The 17,612-nt window shown below is 70.4% G+C and carries 16 protein-coding genes; 10 read left to right on the top strand and 6 right to left on the bottom strand.

What is annotated here, in order from left to right:
* Window positions 1-17: 17 nt before the first annotated feature.
* Complete coding sequence (locus AC07RV_RS26470) at window positions 18-1,250, bottom strand: CaiB/BaiF CoA transferase family protein (protein ID WP_296781978.1); 1,233 nt, start codon at window positions 1,248-1,250, stop codon at window positions 18-20.
* 227 nt (window positions 1,251-1,477) lie between these two features.
* Here AC07RV_RS26470 and AC07RV_RS26465 point away from each other — a divergent pair, with 227 nt between their 5' ends.
* From AC07RV_RS26465 to AC07RV_RS26455, 3 genes are all read left to right on the top strand, one after another.
* The gene (locus AC07RV_RS26465) at window positions 1,478-2,644 is read left to right on the top strand and encodes an acyl-CoA dehydrogenase family protein (RefSeq protein ID WP_209540356.1); all 1,167 of its coding nucleotides are present in this window, start codon (window positions 1,478-1,480) and stop codon (window positions 2,642-2,644) included.
* Window positions 2,645-2,714: 70 nt separating this feature from the next.
* On the top strand, window positions 2,715-3,683 hold the full coding sequence (locus tag AC07RV_RS26460; protein ID WP_296781979.1) for a Bug family tripartite tricarboxylate transporter substrate binding protein: 969 nt from the start codon (window positions 2,715-2,717) through the stop codon (window positions 3,681-3,683).
* Between the two features lie 7 nt (window positions 3,684-3,690).
* Window positions 3,691-4,371 carry a nitroreductase gene (locus tag AC07RV_RS26455; protein ID WP_296781980.1) on the top strand — a complete coding sequence of 227 codons (681 nt, stop codon included), beginning with the start codon at window positions 3,691-3,693 and terminating at the stop codon, window positions 4,369-4,371.
* 15 nt (window positions 4,372-4,386) lie between these two features.
* Here the strand turns inward: AC07RV_RS26455 and AC07RV_RS26450 are convergent, their stop codons facing one another.
* Window positions 4,387-5,391 (bottom strand): AraC family transcriptional regulator, encoded by a 1,005-nt coding sequence (locus AC07RV_RS26450; protein WP_296781981.1) that lies wholly within the window; start codon window positions 5,389-5,391, stop codon window positions 4,387-4,389.
* Between the two features lie 64 nt (window positions 5,392-5,455).
* Here AC07RV_RS26450 and AC07RV_RS26445 point away from each other — a divergent pair, with 64 nt between their 5' ends.
* Entirely contained in the window at window positions 5,456-6,484 is a 1,029-nt protein-coding gene (locus tag AC07RV_RS26445) for an SDR family oxidoreductase (protein ID WP_296781982.1), read from the top strand.
* A 19-nt stretch (window positions 6,485-6,503) separates the two neighbouring features.
* On the opposite strand, the gene AC07RV_RS26440 is transcribed toward AC07RV_RS26445, so the two are convergent.
* Window positions 6,504-7,394, bottom strand: coding sequence for a helix-turn-helix domain-containing protein (locus AC07RV_RS26440; RefSeq protein WP_296781983.1), 891 nt, complete (start codon window positions 7,392-7,394; stop codon window positions 6,504-6,506).
* Window positions 7,395-7,581: 187 nt separating this feature from the next.
* On the opposite strand from AC07RV_RS26440, the gene AC07RV_RS26435 reads away from it, so the two are divergent.
* Window positions 7,582-9,783, top strand: a complete 2,202-nt coding sequence (locus tag AC07RV_RS26435; protein WP_296781984.1) for a DUF6351 family protein — start codon at window positions 7,582-7,584, stop codon at window positions 9,781-9,783.
* Window positions 9,784-9,790: 7 nt separating this feature from the next.
* Here AC07RV_RS26435 and AC07RV_RS26430 read toward each other — a convergent pair whose 3' ends face one another.
* Window positions 9,791-11,782 (bottom strand): alkyl/aryl-sulfatase, encoded by a 1,992-nt coding sequence (locus AC07RV_RS26430; protein WP_296781985.1) that lies wholly within the window; start codon window positions 11,780-11,782, stop codon window positions 9,791-9,793.
* Between the two features lie 114 nt (window positions 11,783-11,896).
* On the opposite strand from AC07RV_RS26430, the gene AC07RV_RS26425 reads away from it, so the two are divergent.
* From AC07RV_RS26425 to AC07RV_RS26415, 3 genes are read left to right on the top strand one after another with little or no spacing between them, the layout of a single operon-like run.
* Complete coding sequence (locus AC07RV_RS26425) at window positions 11,897-12,820, top strand: LysR family transcriptional regulator (RefSeq protein ID WP_296781986.1); 924 nt, start codon at window positions 11,897-11,899, stop codon at window positions 12,818-12,820.
* Window positions 12,821-12,850: 30 nt separating this feature from the next.
* Window positions 12,851-13,360, top strand: a complete 510-nt coding sequence (locus AC07RV_RS26420; RefSeq protein ID WP_296781987.1) for a flavin reductase family protein — start codon at window positions 12,851-12,853, stop codon at window positions 13,358-13,360.
* Window positions 13,357-13,863 (top strand): BON domain-containing protein, encoded by a 507-nt coding sequence (locus AC07RV_RS26415; RefSeq protein WP_296781988.1) that lies wholly within the window; start codon window positions 13,357-13,359, stop codon window positions 13,861-13,863. The genes AC07RV_RS26420 and AC07RV_RS26415 overlap by 4 nt, the downstream gene beginning before the upstream one ends.
* 19 nt (window positions 13,864-13,882) lie before the next feature.
* Here the strand turns inward: AC07RV_RS26415 and AC07RV_RS26410 are convergent, their stop codons facing one another.
* The gene (locus tag AC07RV_RS26410) at window positions 13,883-14,215 is read right to left on the bottom strand and encodes a DMT family transporter (RefSeq protein ID WP_296781989.1); all 333 of its coding nucleotides are present in this window, start codon (window positions 14,213-14,215) and stop codon (window positions 13,883-13,885) included.
* 164 nt (window positions 14,216-14,379) lie between these two features.
* Here AC07RV_RS26410 and AC07RV_RS26405 point away from each other — a divergent pair, with 164 nt between their 5' ends.
* Both AC07RV_RS26405 and AC07RV_RS26400 read left to right on the top strand, forming a co-directional pair.
* Entirely contained in the window at window positions 14,380-15,282 is a 903-nt protein-coding gene (locus AC07RV_RS26405; protein WP_057592405.1) for a DMT family transporter, read from the top strand.
* 13 nt (window positions 15,283-15,295) lie between these two features.
* Entirely contained in the window at window positions 15,296-16,237 is a 942-nt protein-coding gene (locus AC07RV_RS26400; RefSeq protein ID WP_208511028.1) for a glutaminase, read from the top strand.
* 6 nt (window positions 16,238-16,243) lie between these two features.
* Here AC07RV_RS26400 and AC07RV_RS26395 read toward each other — a convergent pair whose 3' ends face one another.
* Window positions 16,244-17,443 carry an AGE family epimerase/isomerase gene (locus AC07RV_RS26395; protein WP_296781990.1) on the bottom strand — a complete coding sequence of 400 codons (1,200 nt, stop codon included), beginning with the start codon at window positions 17,441-17,443 and terminating at the stop codon, window positions 16,244-16,246.
* Window positions 17,444-17,612 lie beyond the last annotated feature (169 nt).

Raw genomic sequence — 17,612 nt, 5'->3', positions numbered from 1 at the left:
GAAGAGGAAAACGGATCTCAGTCGCGCGGTCCGGGTCGGCCGTCGACGGTGCTGCCTTCGGCCAGCATCGCGTCGATGCGCGCGGCATCGAAGCCGGCCTCGGCCAGCAGCTCGACGCTCTGTTCGCCGATGCGCGGCGCATGCCGCCGGATCGAGACGTCGGCGCTGCTCCAGCGCGTGCTGGGCCGCATCTGCACGATGCGGCCTTCGGACGGATGCTCGCCGCGCTCGAAGAAGCCCACCGCCTCGAGGTGCGGATCGACCAGCAGGTCGTCGATCGAATTGACGCGCGCGCACGGCACCTCGTGCGCGCGGCACAGCGCGAGCCACTCGTCGGTGCTGCGGGTGGCGATGATCTCGGCGAGCTGCGCGTAGGTCGCGTGGTAGTTGCTGGCGCGCGCGCTCTGGCTGCCCAAAAGCGGATTGCTGTCGATCTCCTCGGCGCGGCCGATCGCGGCGTAGAAGGCCCGGAACTGCTTGTCGTTGTAGGGCGTGGCGGCGATGTAGCCGTCGAGCGTCCTGTAGGGCCGGCGGTGCGGCGTGAGCAGGCGGCTGTAGCCCGACTCGCCGATCGGCGGCTCGAAGGCCTGTCCGTTGAGATGGTCGCCGAGCACGGTCTGCACCAGCGTCTCGAACATCGGCACCTCGATCGCCTGGCCGATGCCGGTGCGCTCGCGCATCAGCAACGCGGCCAGCGTGGCGTGCGCCGCGGTCAGCCCGGTCACGCGGTCGGCGACGGTCATCGGCACGAACACCGGCTCTTCCAGGCCCGCGCGCACGAACAGCCCCGACACGCCGGCGCCGGCCTGGATGATGTCGTCGAAGGCCGGCTGGTTGGCATAGGGGCCGTGCTCGCTGTAGCCCACGAGCGCGACGTAGACGATGGACGGGTTGATCGCGCGCAGGTCCTCGTAGCCGAGCCCGGCACGCTGCATCGCGGCCGGGCGCACGTTGTGGATGAACACGTCGGCCGAGCGGCAGAGCGCGAACAGCGCCTCCTTCGCGGCCGGCTGCTTGATGTCCAGCACGATGCTGCGCTTGTTGCGGCCGTTCGCCAGGTACATCGCCCCCATGCGCGGCGTGCGCGCCATGCCGGCGTGGCGCATCACGTCGCCCTCGGGCGGCTCGACCTTGATGACGTCGGCGCCGTAGTCGCCCAGCACCTGGGTCGCGACCGGGCCCATGAGCACCGTGCTCATGTCGACGATGCGGAAGCCCGCGAGCGGCGCAGGCGTGGGGGGAACTGTCATGCGTCTCCTGAGGATTGTTCTTTGTCGTGTACGAATAGTACACATACATGAACATTATCGCCAAGCTCCTGAAACGCTTCTGCTGACTCGACAAACTCTTTTGACTTCGAGTTTTTGCTCGCCTCTAGAGGAAGAGCATCTCCATCGGCGATCAGTCTAGGTGTTCTCCCTCATGTCAATATTGAACACATAGATGAATGATTGGGTTTTCAACCTGTCGCCCGTCCATGAATTTCCAGCTCAGCGCCGAACAGGAATCCATCCGCGATTCCATCCAGAAGATCTGCCGCCGTTTCGACGATGCCTACTGGCTCGAACGCGACCGGGAAGGCGGCTTCCCCACGGCGTTCGCCGACAGCCTGGCCAAGGACGGATGGCTGGGCATCTGCATTCCCGAGCAGTACGGCGGCTCGGGGCTGTCGATCGCGGATGCGGCCGTGATGATGCAGACCATCTCGCGCTCGGGCGCCGGGATGTCGGGCGCCTCGGCGGTGCACATCAACGTGTTCGGGCTCAACCCCGTGGTCGTGTTCGGCAGCGAGGCCCAGAAGCAGCGCATGCTGCCGCCGATGGCGCGCGGCGAGGTCAAGACCTGCTTCGCCGTGACCGAGCCGAACACCGGCCTCAACACCACCCAGTTGCGCACGCGCGCGCAGCGCCGCGGCGACCGCTACGTGGTCAACGGCAGCAAGGTCTGGATCTCGACCGCCCAGGTCGCGCAGAAGGTGCTGCTGCTCGCGCGGACCACGCCGCTGGAGGAGGTCGAGAAGCCCACGCACGGGCTCACGCTGTTCTATACCGACCTCGACCGCAGCCGCATCGAGGTGCGCGAGATCGAGAAGATGGGCCGCAAGTGCGTCGACTCGAACGAGCTGTTCATCGAGGACTTCGAGATCCCGGTGGAGGACCGCATCGGCGAGGAAGGCCGCGGCTTCGAATACATCCTGCACGGCATGAACCCCGAGCGCGTGCTGATCGCCGCCGAGGCAGTCGGCCTGGGCCAGCTCGCGCTCGAGCGCGCCACCGCCTATGCCAACGAGCGCGTGGTCTTCAACCGCCCGATCGGCCAGAACCAGGGCATCCAGCATCCGCTGGCCCGCAACTGGATCGAGCTCGAGGCAGCCTGGCTCATGGTGATGCAGGCGGCCTGGCAGTACGACAGCGGACTGCCCTGTGGCGCGGCCGCGAACGCCGCCAAGTACCTGGCCGGCGAGGCCGGCTTCAATGCCTGCCAGCAGGCGGTGATGACGCACGGCGGCTTCGGCTACGCGAAGGAATACCACGTGGAGCGCTACCTGCGCGAGATCATGATCCCGCGCATCGCGCCGATCAGCCCCGAGCTGGTGCTGTGCTTCATCGCGGAGAAGGTGCTGGGGCTGCCCAAGTCCTACTGAGGCACACGGCACGCACGCCACGCATCGACAGACCGGACCCACAACAAGCCCTCAGCGGCAGGAGACACGCATGCAGATTCTGGATTCCTTCCTGGCGAAGGCGCTCGCGGCGGGCACGCTCGCCCTGGCCTGCGCCGCGGCCTCGGCCCAGCCCTATCCCGCCAAGCCGATCCGCGTCGTGGTGCCCTTCGCCGCGGGCAGCGGCACCGACGTGATGACGCGCGTGCTGATGGAGGACGTGCACAAGGGACTCGGCGCCCCGATCGTGATCGACAACAAGCCCGGCGCCAACGGCTCCATCGCCGCCGAGGCCGTGAGCAAGGCCGCGCCCGACGGCTACACCCTGCTGCTCGGCACGAGCTCGGCCCACTCGGCCAATCCCTGGCTCTACAAGAAGCTCAACTACGCGCCGATCAAGGACTTCACCGCGATCGCGCGCACCACCAACTTTCCGTTCGTGCTGGTGGTCAATGGCACCTCGCCCCTGACCAACGTCGCCGACTTCCTCAAGGCCGTGCGCGGCGGCGCGAAGAACACCATGGGCTACGGCAACGCCACCGGCCAGGTGGCGGGCGCCCACTTGATGAACGTCGGCAAGTTCTCGGCGATCGCGGTGCCCTACCGCAGCACGCCGCCGGCGCTGGTCGACCTGGTGGGCGGCCAGTTCGACTTCATGTTCGTGGACCTGGCCTCGTCGCAGGGGCTGGTCAAGGACGGCAAGGTGCGGCCGCTGGCCATGATGGCCGACAAGGGCTCGGTCCTGATGCCGGGCCTGCCGGCGCTGGGCGAGACCTTTCCGGGCTTCTCGTACATCGCCTGGGGCGGACTGATGGGGCCGGCCGGCATCCCGCCGGACATCGTCGCGAAGCTCAGCGCCGAAGTCGTCAAGTCGCTCAACAAGCCCGCGATCAAGGAACGCTTCGCGGCGCTGGGCCTGGAGCCCTATCCCGCGCCGCCCGAGGAGTTCGCGCGCTTCATGGTCGAGCAGGAAGCGGCCTGGGGCACGCGCATCAAGGACGCGGGCATCCAGGCGGAGTGAGGCGGCGTTGAGCGCATCCGAAGTCCAGACGCTCGCGCACCTCGTGTCGCGCCGCCGCAGCTGCCGGGCCTTCCTGGACGAGCCGCTGCCCGACGCCACCATCGAGCACCTGTTCGAGACCGCGCGCCACACGGCCTCGTGGTGCAACACGCAGCCCTGGCGCATCGTCGTGACGCGCGGCGCGGGCACCGAGCGCTTTCGCGCGGCCATGCAGGTCGCGGCACGCGCGCAGCCACCGGCCAGCGACTTTCCCTTTCCTGCCGATTACCGCGGCGTGCACCTCGAGCGGCGCCGCGAAGCCGGCCTGCAGCTCTACGACGCCGTCGGCGTGCGCCGCGGCGATCGCGACGCCTCGGCGGCCCAGGCGCTGCGCAACTTCGACTTCTTCGGCGCGCCCCATGTGCTGGTCGTCACCGTGCCGGCCGAGCTCGGGCCCTATGCGCTGGTCGACGCCGGCGGCTGGGTCGCGAACTTCCTGCTGGCGGCCGAGGCGCACGGCGTCGCGGCCATCGCGCAGGCCGCGCTGGCACGGCACGCCGCGGCGATCCGCGCGCATTTCGGCCTGCCCGCCGACCAGCAGGTCGTGTGCGGCATCTCCTTCGGCCACGCCGATGCGGACGATCCGGCGAACGGCTACAGGACCTCGCGCGCGCCCGTCGACGCGACCCTGCAGTGGTCGCGCGACTGAAGGACGCGCGGGCGCCTAGGACTCCTGCGGCACCGCCTCGCGGCCCGTGAGTCCCACCCTCGCCCCCGCGCGCAGCGCCTGCCTGTAGGCCGTCGGCGAACTCCCGGTGACGCGCTTGAACGCATGGCTGAAGGCGCTCTCGGAGGTGTAGCCCAGGCTCTGCGCCACGAGCGCGACCGGCGTGTCGTCCTCGCCCAGCGCGCGCTCGGCCAGGCGCATGCGCCACTCGGTCAGGTAGCCCAGCGGTGCGATGCCGGCCACGGCCTTGAAGTGCGAGGCGAAGGTGGTGCGCGACATGGCACAGGCGCTGGCCAGCTCCTCCAGGTGCCAGGCACGCGCCGGATCGTCGTGCATCGCCCGCAGAGCCGGCGCGATGCGCGGCTCGCTCAGGGCGCGCAGCCAGCCCGCGACCAGCGGCCCCGAGGTGCCCAGGTGCGCGCGCAGGATCTGGATGAACAGCAGCTGCGCGAGCTGGGCCGCGGCGAGTTGCGCACCCGGCTGTGCCTGCGTGCGCTCCTCCATCAGGTGATCGAGCAGCCAGCGGAACACCGGGGCCTGCGGCGCCGACGCGCGAACATGGATCCACGGTGGCAGCGCATTCAGCAACAAGGGCCCGCTGACCGGATCGAGCAGCACATGGCCGCCGATGTGCGCGAACTCGCTGCCGTCGCCGAGCTGCGCCGAGGAGCGGCCCGCGCCCGAGAACAGGCCCATGGCATCGACCGGCTCGGCCTCGGGATCGCTGGACAGGATCGACCAGCGGTGCGCCGACAGCAGCCCCACGTCGCCGGTCTCGAAGCGCGCGGGCTCGGGCTCCCCCTCGATGCGGACCCAGCAGTGGCCCTTCACAACGGCGAAGAACTTGATCTTGTCGGGCGCCGGAAAACGGAGGGCCCAGGTGCCGCCGGCCGTGAACCCGCCGGTCACCAGGCTTTGCGCATGGGTCAGCTTGAGGATGTCGGAGAAGGGATCGGCGCTCATCTTCGTACTATCGCGCAAGCAAAGCGTACTCCCAAGCATTCACAGTCCGACCCCCTCGAAATATCGTTCCCCATCTCGAATCAAGGACGAACAAGGAACGGATATGGAACAGGCTTTGGTATTGGTCACCGGCGGCACCGGCTTCATCGCGCAGCACTGCATCCTCGCGCTGCTCGAGCAGGGATTTCGCGTTCGCACGACGGTGCGCACGCTCGCACGGGAAGCGGAGGTCCGCGAGCACCTCAAGACAGGCGGCGCCGAGCCGGGCGAGCGGCTGGGCTTCGTGGTCGCGGACCTGGGCGCGGACGCCGGCTGGGCCGAGGCCGCGAAGGGATGCACCTACGTGATCCACGGCGCCTCGCCCACGCCATCGGGCAGCTATGCCACCGACGAGGACTGGGTCCGGCCGGCCGTCGACGGCAACCTGCGCGTGCTGCGCGCCGCGCGCGATGCGGGCGTCAAGCGCGTGGTCCTCACCTCGGCCTTCGGCGCGGTCGGTGTCGGCCATGGGCCGATGGGCCGGCCCTTCAATGAAGAGGACTGGAGCAATCTCGCGGGCGATGTCGCGCCCTATCAGCGGTCGAAGACGCTGTCCGAGCGCGGAGCGTGGGCCTTCGTCGAGAAGGAAGGCCGCGGCCTCGAGCTCGCGGCCGTCAACCCGACCGCGGTGCTGGGCCCCGCGCTCGGTGCCGACTTCTCGCACTCGATCCAGATCATCAAGGGAATGATGGACGGCCAGCCCGGCTCGCCGAAGATCAACTCGGGCTTCGTCGACGTGCGCGATGTCGCGGACCTGCACCTGCTCGCGATGACGCATCCGGCCGGCAAGGGCGAGCGCTTCCTCGCGATCGCGGGCGAGAGCCTGTGGCTGGCCGACGTGGCGGGCATCCTGCGCGAGCGCATGGGCGCGGCGGCGCAGAAGGTGTCGACGCGGGCCCTGCCGAACTGGCTGGTGCGGCTCGGCGCCAAGACCGACCCGCGCATGAAGGCCGTCGTGCCGATGCTCGGCGTGAACATGAACGCCACCAGCGAGAAGGCCCGGCGGCTGCTCGGATGGAATCCGCGCTCGGCCGAGGAGGCGATCGTCGCGACGGCCGAGAGCCTGGTGCGGCTCCAGCTGCTGAAGGCGTGAGCGGCGCACCGCCGCTGCCTCATTCCCTCCCGCGTGCCCGGTAGCTGCCGGGCGCGATGCCGGCGAAGCGCCGGAACGCGCTCGACAGGTGGCTCTGGCTGCTGAAGCCACACTGCAGCGCGATCTCGACCAGGCTCAGCTCGGTGCGCAACAGCAGCGTCCTCGCGCGCGCGATCCGCGCGGCCATCAGGTAACGGTGCGGCGGCATGCCGAAGGCGCGCTTGAACCAGCGCGCGAACGAATAGACATCGAGTTGCACGAAGGCCGCCATCTCGGCGAGCGTGAGCTTCTCCTGCAACTGGTCGAGGATGAACTGCTGCACGCGCCGGCGCAGCGCGTCGCCGGCATCGATGCGCTCGACCTGCAGCCGCGGATCGGCCGCATGGTGCCGCCGCAGGTAGGCCGCCAGCGCCACCGCGATGCTTTCCCCGTAGATCGCGCCGCCCGGATAGCCCTCGCGGATGTCGGCGGCGAGCGCGAGGCTGGCCTGCCAGACGAAGCCGTCGCGGATGCCGTTGCCCGGCACCAGCTCGACCGTCCTCGCGCCCGGCGAGCTCGAGACGGCCTGCACCAGGCCCGGCGTCAGACCCAGCACCACGCCGCGCCAGCGGCCGCGCGCATGCCCGCTGTACGACAGCCCGGCGGGAAAGATGCCGAAGCTGCCCGGCGCGAAGTCGCCCGTCACCGGCCGGTGCCCCGACCAGTGGATGCGCGCGGAGGTCAGTGCCTCGTGGTGGAGCATCACGCCGTGCTGGAACAGCACGGTCTCGGGCATATCCCCACCCGAGCCGCGCCACTCCTCGAGCCGCAGCCCGGGCCAGAGGCCCTGGTCCTGCAGCAGGACCGCCTCGGGTTCGAACTTCGTGCGGGACGCGGTCGTGGTGTCGAATCGCTCGGCGAAGGTCTGCACGGGCGTCTGGTCTTTCTGTCGGGGAAGAAAAACACGAGTGTCCGACGCGCGGCCTGCCGCGGGCATGCAGGTTTGCCCGCAGCGCCCGCAAGCAATTGCAAGATTCTGAAAAGCCGCGCCGTTTCGTGGAAGCCATGGCCGCGCGCGCTGCCTAGCATCGCGCCGCCAATCAATACCTGGAGACACGATGAGCGAGAAGACATGGAGCGGCCGCGGCAGCGTGCTGCTGGCGGCGTGGTGCATCGGCGGCGGCGCGCTGCTCGCGGGCTGCGGCGGCGGCGATGGCGGCGCGCGCTTCGCGGGCCTTCCGCCCGCGAGCACGGGCAACCCCGCGCAGCCGCCCGCAACGACGACCAAGGCGGCCGACATCAAGGTGCTGTCGAACCGCGCGGACCTCGTCAGCGGCGGCGACGCGCTGGTCGAGATCGTGCCGGCCGCGGGCATCGCGGCGAGCGCGCTGCGCATTGAGCTCGACGGCACCGACGTGTCGTCCGCGTTCGCGATGCGGCCCGGCGAGCGCTTCATGGGGCTGGTCACCGGCATGAGCGAGGGCCGCCACCTGCTGAGCGCGCGCGCCGGCGACACGGCGCTGTCGTCGCTAGTGATCACCAACCACGCCAACGGCGGGCGCATCCTCTACGGCCCGCAGATCCAGCCCTGGGCCTGCGATGCCGGCGCGCAGGACGCCGACTGCAACCGCCCCGTGAGCTACGGCTTCAAGTACCTGTCGAGCGATCCGGCCGTCGCGGGCTTCCAGCCCTACGACCCGGCCCGGCCGCCGGCCGACGTCGCCACCACCACCACCGACCAGGGTCGTACCGTGCCCTTCGTGGTGCGCATCGAGACCGGCGTGCAGGACCGCGACTACTACGACGTGGCGGTGCTGTTCGACCCCGCGAAGCCCTGGGCGCCGTGGCAGCCGCAGGCCGCGTGGAACCGCAAGCTGCTGATCCAGCATGGCTCGGGCTGCGGCAACGGCTACGGCCAGTCCAACGCCCTGTCCTCGCAGCGCGTGCTCGACCGCGATGCGCTCTCGCGCGGCTTCGCGGTGCTGGCCGTGTCGCTCAACGACTCGGGCCACAACTGCAACATCGCCGTGCAGGCCGAGGCCACGATGATGGCCAAGGAGCGCATCGTCGAGGCCTATGGCGAGCTGCGCTACACCTTCGGCTACGGCAGCTCGGGCGGCGCCATCGCCCAGCAGTGGATGGCCAACGCCTATCCGGGCCTCTACCAGGGGATCATCGTCGGCGCCTCCTTCCCCGATGCGGGATCGACCGGCAACGAGGTCGAGGACTGCGCGCTGCTGCGCAACTACTTCGGCCGCACCGCCACCGCGTGGACGCCCGACCAGCAGGCCGCCGCCTCGGGCCACCTGAACACCGCCGTGTGCGCCGAGTGGATCGACTTCTACAAGTTCAACAACAACCTGAACCCCTACGCGACCAACATCGCGAACCTTCCCGGCACCTCGCCCACCGCGCTCGGCGGCTGCGACGCGCCCCCGGGCGCGCGCTACGACGCCACCTTCAACCCCGGCGGCGCGCGCTGCACCTCGGCCGACTCGGCGATCTCGATCTTCGGCAAGCGGCCCGACGGCTTCGCCAACCGGCCGTACTCGAACGTTGGCCTGCAGTACGGCCTGCTCGCGCTGAAGGCGGGCCGCATCAGCGCCGAGCAGTTCGTGGACCTCAACGCGAACATCGGCTCGCACACCATCGACTACGCGCTGCAGGCGCCGCGCGTGGCGGCCGATCCGGGCGCGATCGAGGCCTCGTACCGCTCGGGCTCGTTCAACCAGGCCAACGGCCTGGGCCAGGTCGCGATCATCGACATCCGCACGCTCGACATCAGCGGCATCCATCACCAGCACCGCTCGTGGACCCTGCGCGCGCGGCTCGACCGCGCCAACGGCGGCCACGCCAACCAGGCGATCTGGTACCAGGCCGGCAGCCAGCGCGAGGCCTACGACACGATGGATGCCTGGCTCGGCGCGATCGAGCGGGACGGCGGCGCCACGCCGCTCGCGCGGAAGGTGATCGCCCATCGCCCCGCCAGCGCCAACGACCGCTGCGGCAGCGCCGACGGCACGGGGCTCTCGATGCTCGAATGCACCGGCCTGGCCGACGGCTCGACGCGCATGGCGGCCGGCGAGGCCATCACGGGCGACGTGCTCGAGTGTCAGCTCGCGCCGCTCGACCGCGCGAGCTACGGCGCGGTGGTGTTCTCGGACGCGCAATGGTCGCGCCTGAAGGCCGCCTTCCCCACCGGCGTGTGCGACTTCGGCCGGCCCGGCAAGGGCCAGCAGCCCACGCGCTTCTGGCAGACCTACCTGGACACGCTGGGCCAGGTCGTCGTCGGCGGCATGCCGCTGCCCGACCTGCCCTGAGCCGCGTTCATCGCGGCTCCACCACCGGGAACATCGGCTCGAAGCTGTCGAGCATCGCCATCAGCTCGGCCAGCTTCGCGCGGTCGCCCTCGATGCGCACCTGGCCGGCCAGCACCGCGGCCGGAAAGCTGGTCTGCTTCAGCGTCACGGCGTCGAGCGTGGCGCGGCTCAGCGTCACCGTGGCGTCGGCATCCGGCTGCCGCCCGGCGATGTGGGTCAGGGCCGAGTTCTCGAGCGTCAGCACGAACTGCTGCTTCGAATCCGTGAAGTTCCAGTTGATGACCAGCCGCTTGCCCTCGGCCTTCGCGGCATCGAGGCGCACGCCGAGGTAGTCGAAGAACAGGTCGTTGCTCACGGCCTTGAGCGTGTCGGCGTTGGCGGTGCCGCCCGACGGGATCTTCGGCACGCCGTTGCGCAGTTCCATCGCGCCCACCAGGTAGGCGCTGCGCCAGGTGCCGGCCTCCGACTGGTAGCCCAGCTGCTCGAGCGCGTCGGCGCCGAGCTCGCGCGCCGCGCGGTTCGAGGGATCGGCATAGACCACCTGGCTCATCGCGCTCGCGACCCAGCGGTACTCGCCCCTGGCGAAATCGCTGCGGGCGCGCGCAATCACCGCCTCGGCGCCGCCCATGTACTCCACCGTCTTGCGGGCCTGGGCCACGGGCGGCAGCGGATTCAGGTTGGCGGGATTGGCGTCGTACCAGCCCAGGTACTTCTGGTAGACCGCCTTCGCGTTGTGGCGCAGGGTGCCGTAGTAGCCGCGCGCCGACCATTCCTGTTCGAGGCTCGCGGGCATGCGCAGGGTCTCGGCGATGTCGGCCGCGGTGTAGCCGTGGTTGAGCAGCCGCAGCGACTGGTCGTTGATGAACTTGTACATGTCGCGCTGCTTCTTCAGCAGCTCGACGATGCGATCGCGCCCCGTGGTGGGCCAGTGGTGCTGGGCGATCAGCACGTCGGTCCTGTCGCCGAAGGCCACGCGCGCCTGGTCGATGTACTTCGACCACAGGCTGCCGTCGCGCACCTCGGCGCCGCGGATGGTGTAGAGGTTGTGCATGGTGTGCGTCACGTCCTCGGCCATGTTGAGCACGCGGAACTGCGGCAGGTACATGAGCATCTCGGACGGCGCCTCCGAGCCCGGCACGAGCTGGAACACGAACTGCACGCCGTCGATGGTGCGTTCCTCGGTCGGCTTGTCGATGGTGGCGGTGGGCGCGATCAGCGTGACGGTGCCGCGCGCCAGCGCCTTGCCCAGCCCGGTGTCGACCTGGCCGCGCACGCCGGGCGGCAGCAGCGAGCCGAACTGGTACTGCGAGCGCCGGCTCATCGCGTTGCCCGCGAGGATGTTCTCGGCCACCGCGGTCTCCATGAAGCCCGAGGGCGCGATCACCTGCACCTTGCCGGCCGCCACGTCGGCCTCGTCGACCACGCCCTTGACGCCGCCGAAGTGGTCGGCATGGCCGTGCGTGTAGATCACGGTGCCGACCGGCTTGCGCGGCCGATGCTGGTAGTACAGCGCGAGCGCGGCGCGCGCGGTCTCGGCGGCGAGCAGCGGGTCGATGACGATCAGCGTGCTGTCGCCCTCGACGATGGTCATGTTCGCGATGTCGAAGCCGCGCACCTGGTAGACCCGGTCGGTCACGCGGAACAGCCCATGGATCGCATTGAGCTGCGCCTGGCGCCACAGGCTCGGGTTGACGCTGTCGGCCGGCGCGTCGGCCTGCAGGAAGCCGTAGGGCTTCATGCTCCATGCCGGGCGCTCGCCGGCGCCGGGCACCAGCGCGTCGGGCACGGTGCCGATGAAGCCGCGCATCGCGTCCTCGAAATCGCGCCGGTCGGCGAAGGGCAGCGTCTTCGCGAACTCGGCGTTGGCGGCCAGCGTGGCGGGCTCGGACGGCTTGGGCGCGAGGGACGTTGCGGGCTGCGCGAAGGCCATGGCGCAGGCCAGCGCGGCACAGGCGGCGGCGGCGCGATGCGCGCGTGGAAGGACGTGGAGGAGATGCATGGTGCGGCCTGGCGCGAAGCTGGAAGCTGGAAAGTGGCGCGATTCTGGGCAGCCCCCAAACCATTGGCAAATGCAAAATACGTCGATCGATTTGAAGAAAAACACAAGATCGCCATGCAGCTGCGCCAGCTCCAGCACCTCGTCGCCCTGGCCGAGCAGGGCAGCTTCGGCCGCGCGGCCCAGGCCTCGCACCTCTCGCAGCCCGCGCTCTCGCGCAGCATCGAGGCGCTCGAGGAAGGCCTGCAGGTGCGGCTGATCGACCGCGCCTACGGCACGGTGCGCTTCACACAGGCCGGCGAGCTGGTGCTCGCGCGCGCCCGCGAACTGCTCATCGACGCGCGCCAGCTCAGGGAGGACGTGCTGCAGCTCGAGGGCCTGGCCGCCGGCAGCCTGCAGGTGGGCCTGGGGCCGTTCGCGGCCGGCATGCTCGGGCGCGCGGCGCTCACGCTGCTGGTGCAGCGGCATCCGCAGCTCTCGGTGCGCACCGAGGTGGCCGACACCGCCACCCTGGCCGAGCGGCTGCACCGGCGCGAGATCGACCTGTTCATCGCCGACACGCGCGACCTCGCGCGCCAGGGCGGCCTCGAGACCATGCGGCTGCCCGACGTGCCGGTCTCGTTCTTCGTGCAGCCGCGCCATCCGCTGCGCAGGCTGGCGTCGGTCACGCTCGAGCAGGCGATGGACTACCCGGTCGCCGGCCCGAAGCTGCCCGCGCGCGTGGCCGCGCAGTTCGAGCGCCAGGCGAAGCGCGCCGGACGCGGCGTGTTCAACCTGGTCTGCGACGACACCGGCACCCTGCGCCATCTCGCGCTCACGGCGCGCGCCGTGGTGCTCGCGCCCGATGCGCCGGCCTTCCGCCACGAGACCCAGCCGCTGGTGCCATTGCCCATCGCGGGCCTCGAAGGCATGCGCACCCACTACGGCCTGGTCACGCTCGCGGGCCGCACGCCCTCGCCGGCCGCGGCCGCCTACACCCGCTTCGTGACCGAGGTGATGTCGGCCGCGCCGGGGGCGGGAAAGACGGGTGCGCCAGAATAGCCCCCTGCCCTCCACCGTTCCCGCTCCTTCGTGACCACCTTGCGCAGCGCCCAGCCGCCCACCTTCTCGTCCGCTGAATTCCGCGCGGCGCTCGGCATGTTCGCCACCGGCGTGACCATCGTCACGGCGCGCGCGGCCAACGGCGCGCTGGTCGGGCTCACCGCCAACTCCTTCAATTCGGTCTCGCTGTCGCCGCCGCTGGTGCTCTGGAGCCTGTCGCGCAGCGCCGCCTCGATGGCCGCGCTGCGGGCCGGCTCGCACTACACGGTGAACATCCTCGCGGCCAGCCAGAAGACGCTGGCCGAGCGCTTCGCCACCAAGGACATCGACCGCTGGGCCGACGTGGACTTCACCGAAGGCCTGGGCGGCGCGCCGGTGCTCGCGGGCGCCGCGGCGAGCTTCGAGTGCTTCAACCGCAGCCGCTACGACGAGGGCGACCACGTGATCTTCGTCGGCGAGGTGGAGCGCTGCAGCCACGACGCCGGCGCCTCGCCGCTGTTGTTCCACGGCGGCCGCTTCTACACGGAACATCCCTTGTGAAGCACGCGGCGCCGGTGCTCGCCCTGCTGTGCGCCGTGGCCGCGCCGCATGCGGCGAGCGCGCAGGACGCCGCCTCGCCTGCCAAGCAGAACTGGTTCGACGATCCCTTCTTCCGCGTCTCGGCCGGACTGCCGGGCTGCCCCGAACCCGAAGGCCCGTTCTACACGGCCGAGGAGCGCCGCATCCAGATCCATTCGCGGCTCGAGCGCGGCACCAGCTGCTGGCTCGCGGGCAAATGCAGCGACAGCAACGCCTACCGCTACGACAAGCCGCTCGCGCCCAAGGTGCGCGCCGCGCTCGAGGCGGTGCCAGGCCTGCGCCGGGGCAGCGTGTGGGTCATGGTGCAGCGGCGCTGGGTCTACCTGCAGGGCTGCGTGCCCTCGTCCGCGCTGGCACGCCAGCTCGAACGCGCGGCGCGCGCGCTGCCCGACGTCGAGGCGGTGGTGCCCGACCTGATGGTGGGCACGCGCGGTAAGCCGCCTTACCCGGTCGCGGGGCGCTGAAGCCTCGGCGCGGGTCACCTCAGCGCGGGTCGAGGTGGAGCACGACCACGCCGAGCACGATCATCGCCACGCCGAGGCAGCGCGCGAGCGTGACCGCTTCGCCGAACAGCCAGACGCCGCAGACGGCGATCAGCGCGGTGCCGGCGCCGGCCCAGACCGCATAGGCCAGGCCGACCTCGAGCTGCCGCACCGCCAGCGCCATGAGCCAGATCGCGAGCGCATAGGCCGCCGCCACCACGGCCGAGGGCAGTGCACGCGTGAAGCCGTCGGCGTGACGCAGCGCGAGGGTTCCGACGACCTCCGCCGCGATGCTGGCCGCGAGCAGCAGCCACGAGAAATTCCGCATGCCCATGCATGCCTCCCGGGCCCCGCATCTATACCGGATGCGGAACCAGGAACGGGAGGGGCGGTACCCGGGAACGAAACCCGGATGGTAGCGGGGAAGCGCCCGCGCGCTAGGATCGTCGGCGCCGCCGCGCGATGCGGGCGGGCCGCCTTGCGAAGAACGAACAACAGATGATCCAGAGAAAAACCCACCTCGACGCGCTCGCCATCGGCCTGCTCGTCGTCTGCTGCGCCTTCTGGGGCCTGCAGCAGATCCTCATCAAGACCACCGTGGCCGAGGTGCCGCCGATGTGGCAGGCCTCGATGCGCATGGCCGGCGCGGTGGTGCTGCTGGGGCTGTGGTGCGCCTGGCGCAAGGTGCCGCTGTTCGAGCGCGACGGCACGCTGCCCGGCGGCCTGCTCGCGGGGCTGCTGTTCGCGGGCGAGTTCGCGGGCATCTACCTGGGCCTGCAGCTCACCAGCGCCTCGCGGCTCACGGTGTTCCTCTACACGGCGCCGTTCTGGGTCTCGCTGTTCCTGCCGCGCTGGGTGCCGGCCGAGCGGCTGCGCGGGCTGCAGTGGGCCGGGCTCGCGATCGCCTTCGCGGCCGTGGTGCTGGCCTTCAGCGAAGGCTTCGGCCACACCTCCTCGTCGCAACTGCGTGGCGACGCGCTGGCACTCGCCGCCGGCATGCTGTGGGGCCTGACCACGCTGACCCTGCGCGCCACCCGGCTCGCCACCGCGAGCGCCGAGAAGACGCTGTTCTACCAAGTCGCGGTGACGGCCGCGGTCTGCCCCCTGATCTCGCTGCTGCTCGGCGAAACCTGGGGCACGCACTACTCGGCCTGGGCCTGGACCTCGATCGCGCTGCAGACCGTGATCGGCGCCTTCGCGAGCTACCTCGCGTGGATGTGGATGCTGCGCCACTACCCGGCCACGCAGATGTCCTCCTTCACCTTCCTCACGCCGCTGTTCGCGCTGGTGTTCGGCGTGCTGCTGCTGTCCGAGCCGCTCACGCCGCAGCTGGTGGTGGCGCTGGCCGGCGTGGCGGTGGGCATCGTGCTGGTCAATCGCGGCGGCGCGCGCCGCGCCTGAAGGAACGAGCGACATGGCGACATCCACCCGATTCCAGCCCGTGCTCGACGAGATCGCGGCCGCGATGCAACCGCTGCTGGGCCAGGCCGGCACGGTGGCCAGCTACATCCCGGCGCTCGCGCGCGTCGACGCGCGGCAGTTCGGCATCGCGCTGCGCACCTGCGACGGCGAGGAGGCCGCGGCCGGCGATGCCGACACGCCGTTCTCGATCCAGAGCGTGTCCAAGCTGTTCACGCTCACGCTCGCGATGCAGGCCGTGGGCGACGCGCTGTGGGAACGCATCGGCCGCGAGCCCTCGGGCAATCCGTTCAACTCGCTGGTGCAGCTCGAGAACGAGCAGGGCAAGCCACGCAACCCCTTCATCAATGCGGGCGCGATCGCGGTCGCCGACCGGCTCGTGAGCCATGCGCGCGCCGAGGGCGGCAGCGCCAAAGCGCGCATCCTCGCGCTCATGGCCAGCCTGGCCGGCGAGCCCGTGGGCTTCGACGAGGAGGTCGCGCGCTCGGAGGCCGAGACCGGCTTTCGCAACGTGGCGCTGGCCAACTTCATGAAGAGCTTCGGCAAGCTCGACAACGACGTGACCGAGGTGCTCGACACCTACTTCCACCAGTGCGCGCTGCGCATGAGCTGCCGCCAGCTCGCGCGCGCAGCCGGCTACCTGTGCCGCGACGGCGCGCACCCGATCGACGGCGAGGCCGCGATCACCAGCGAGCGCCAGACCCGGCGCATCAACGCGCTGATGCTGACCTGCGGCACCTACGACGCCGCGGGCGACGTGGCCTTCTCGATCGGCCTGCCCTGCAAGAGCGGCGTGGGTGGCGGCATCGTGGCCGTGGTGCCCGACCGGCTCACGCTCAGCGTGTGGTCGCCCGCGCTCGATGCCACCGGCAACTCGCTGCTGGGCATGAAGGCGCTCGAGATGTTCGTGGCGCGCACGGGGCTGTCGGTGTTCTGAGTTGCTTCAGGCGCGGAGGGCGCGCAGCACGTCGTGGCAGGCGCCCATCGTGTGGTAGTCGGTCTTGCCGGCCGGGCTCTTCTCGTCGCTGAGCTTGCGGTTGTCGCGCGACAGGATGCGAAACCAGGCGCCATGCTCGTGGTCGACCATGTGCCGCCAGGCGTAGTCCCAGATCCGGTCGTACCAGTCCCAGTAGCGCGACTCGCCGGTGCGCACGGCGAGCAGCGCGGCGGCCGCGAAACTCTCGGCCTGCACCCAGAAGTACTTGTCGCCGTCGTAGAGCGCGCCCTCGGGATCGAAGCCGTAGACCAGGCCGCCGAACTCGTCGTCCCAGCCGTGGCGCATCGCCGCCTCGAACAGCGACTGCGCGCGCGGCAGCATCCAGCCGGTCTCCACGCCCCGACCGGCGAGCAGGCCCTCGAGTTGCAGCAGCAGCTTGGTCCATTCGGTCAGGTGGCCGGTCTGGAAGCCCCAGGGCTTGAAGATGTCGGCGCGGTTGCCGCGGTTGTGGTCGGCATCGACCGACCAGTCCTCGCGGAAGTGCTCCCAGACCCTGCCCCCGGTCATGTCGGCCTGGCGCAGCGCGATCGCCTGCGCCAGCGTCGCCGCGCGGTCCAGGTACTTCGCATCGCCCGTGGCCTCGAAGGCCGCCATCATCGCCTCGCAGGCATGCATGTTGGCGTTCTGGCCGCGGTAGGGAGACACCGCCCAGTCGGCAGTGGCTTCGTTCGCATAGAGCTGGTGGCGCGGCTCCCAGAAATGCCGCTCCAGCAGCTGCCAGGTCGATTCGATGCCCGCGCGTGCCTCGTCCACGCCGGCCATCGCCGCGTGCGCATGCGCGAGCAGCACGAAGGCCAGGCCATAGCAGTAGTGGGTGCCGTCGCGCACCTGCGCGCGGCCCTCGTGCCAGTCGAGCTCCCACAGGTAACCGCCCTGCGGATGCGCATGGGCGCGCTGCAGGAACTCGAGGCCGTGGCGCGTCGCCGCCAGGTGCTCGGGCCGGCCGAAGCGGCGCCAGGCGGTGGCGTTGTTGAAGACGAAGCGCGTGCTGCTCACCAGGTGGCGCGTGCGGCGGTCGTAGACCGTGCCGTCGTCCTTGAAGAAGTGGAAGAAGCCGCCGTGCGGATCGAGGCTGCGGCCGTCGTAGAACGCGAGCGTGTGCTGCACGTGGCCGATCAGGAATTCGGGCGAGCGGAAGTCGGGCATGGCAAGAAGGGCTGGGTTGCGATGGCTGAGCGCGGCACCTCAGGCTATCAGCATCCCGGCCCGATCGTCGAAAAACGACGCCCTTGCGCAGTGCTCACAAGGTGTGAAGAAACCGTAGCGAGCGCCCCGAGGTCGTGCCGAGGACCGCAGCCGTACTCACGTACGGTGA

This window comes from Variovorax sp. GW821-FHT09B01 (genome assembly GCF_059418345.1).
This window is presented reverse-complemented; position numbering and strand designations above follow the sequence as displayed.

Bases quoted from the DNA above. Each gene is read 5' to 3' on its own strand.
- AC07RV_RS26410 (WP_296781989.1), bottom strand. From the start codon at position 14,215: ATGGGCATGCGGAATTTCTCGTGGCTGCTGCTCGCGGCCAGCATCGCG.
- AC07RV_RS26460 (WP_296781979.1), top strand. From the start codon at position 2,715: ATGCAGATTCTGGATTCCTTCCTGGCGAAGGCGCTCGCGGCGGGCACG.
- AC07RV_RS26450 (WP_296781981.1), bottom strand. From the start codon at position 5,391: ATGCTTGGGAGTACGCTTTGCTTGCGCGATAGTACGAAGATGAGCGCC.
- AC07RV_RS26430 (WP_296781985.1), bottom strand. From the start codon at position 11,782: ATGCATCTCCTCCACGTCCTTCCACGCGCGCATCGCGCCGCCGCCGCC.
- AC07RV_RS26405 (WP_057592405.1), top strand. From the start codon at position 14,380: ATGATCCAGAGAAAAACCCACCTCGACGCGCTCGCCATCGGCCTGCTC.
- AC07RV_RS26395 (WP_296781990.1), bottom strand. From the start codon at position 17,443: ATGCCCGACTTCCGCTCGCCCGAATTCCTGATCGGCCACGTGCAGCAC.
- AC07RV_RS26400 (WP_208511028.1), top strand. From the start codon at position 15,296: ATGGCGACATCCACCCGATTCCAGCCCGTGCTCGACGAGATCGCGGCC.
- AC07RV_RS26445 (WP_296781982.1), top strand. From the start codon at position 5,456: ATGGAACAGGCTTTGGTATTGGTCACCGGCGGCACCGGCTTCATCGCG.
- AC07RV_RS26425 (WP_296781986.1), top strand. From the start codon at position 11,897: ATGCAGCTGCGCCAGCTCCAGCACCTCGTCGCCCTGGCCGAGCAGGGC.
- AC07RV_RS26465 (WP_209540356.1), top strand. From the start codon at position 1,478: ATGAATTTCCAGCTCAGCGCCGAACAGGAATCCATCCGCGATTCCATC.
- AC07RV_RS26470 (WP_296781978.1), bottom strand. From the start codon at position 1,250: ATGACAGTTCCCCCCACGCCTGCGCCGCTCGCGGGCTTCCGCATCGTC.
- AC07RV_RS26435 (WP_296781984.1), top strand. From the start codon at position 7,582: ATGAGCGAGAAGACATGGAGCGGCCGCGGCAGCGTGCTGCTGGCGGCG.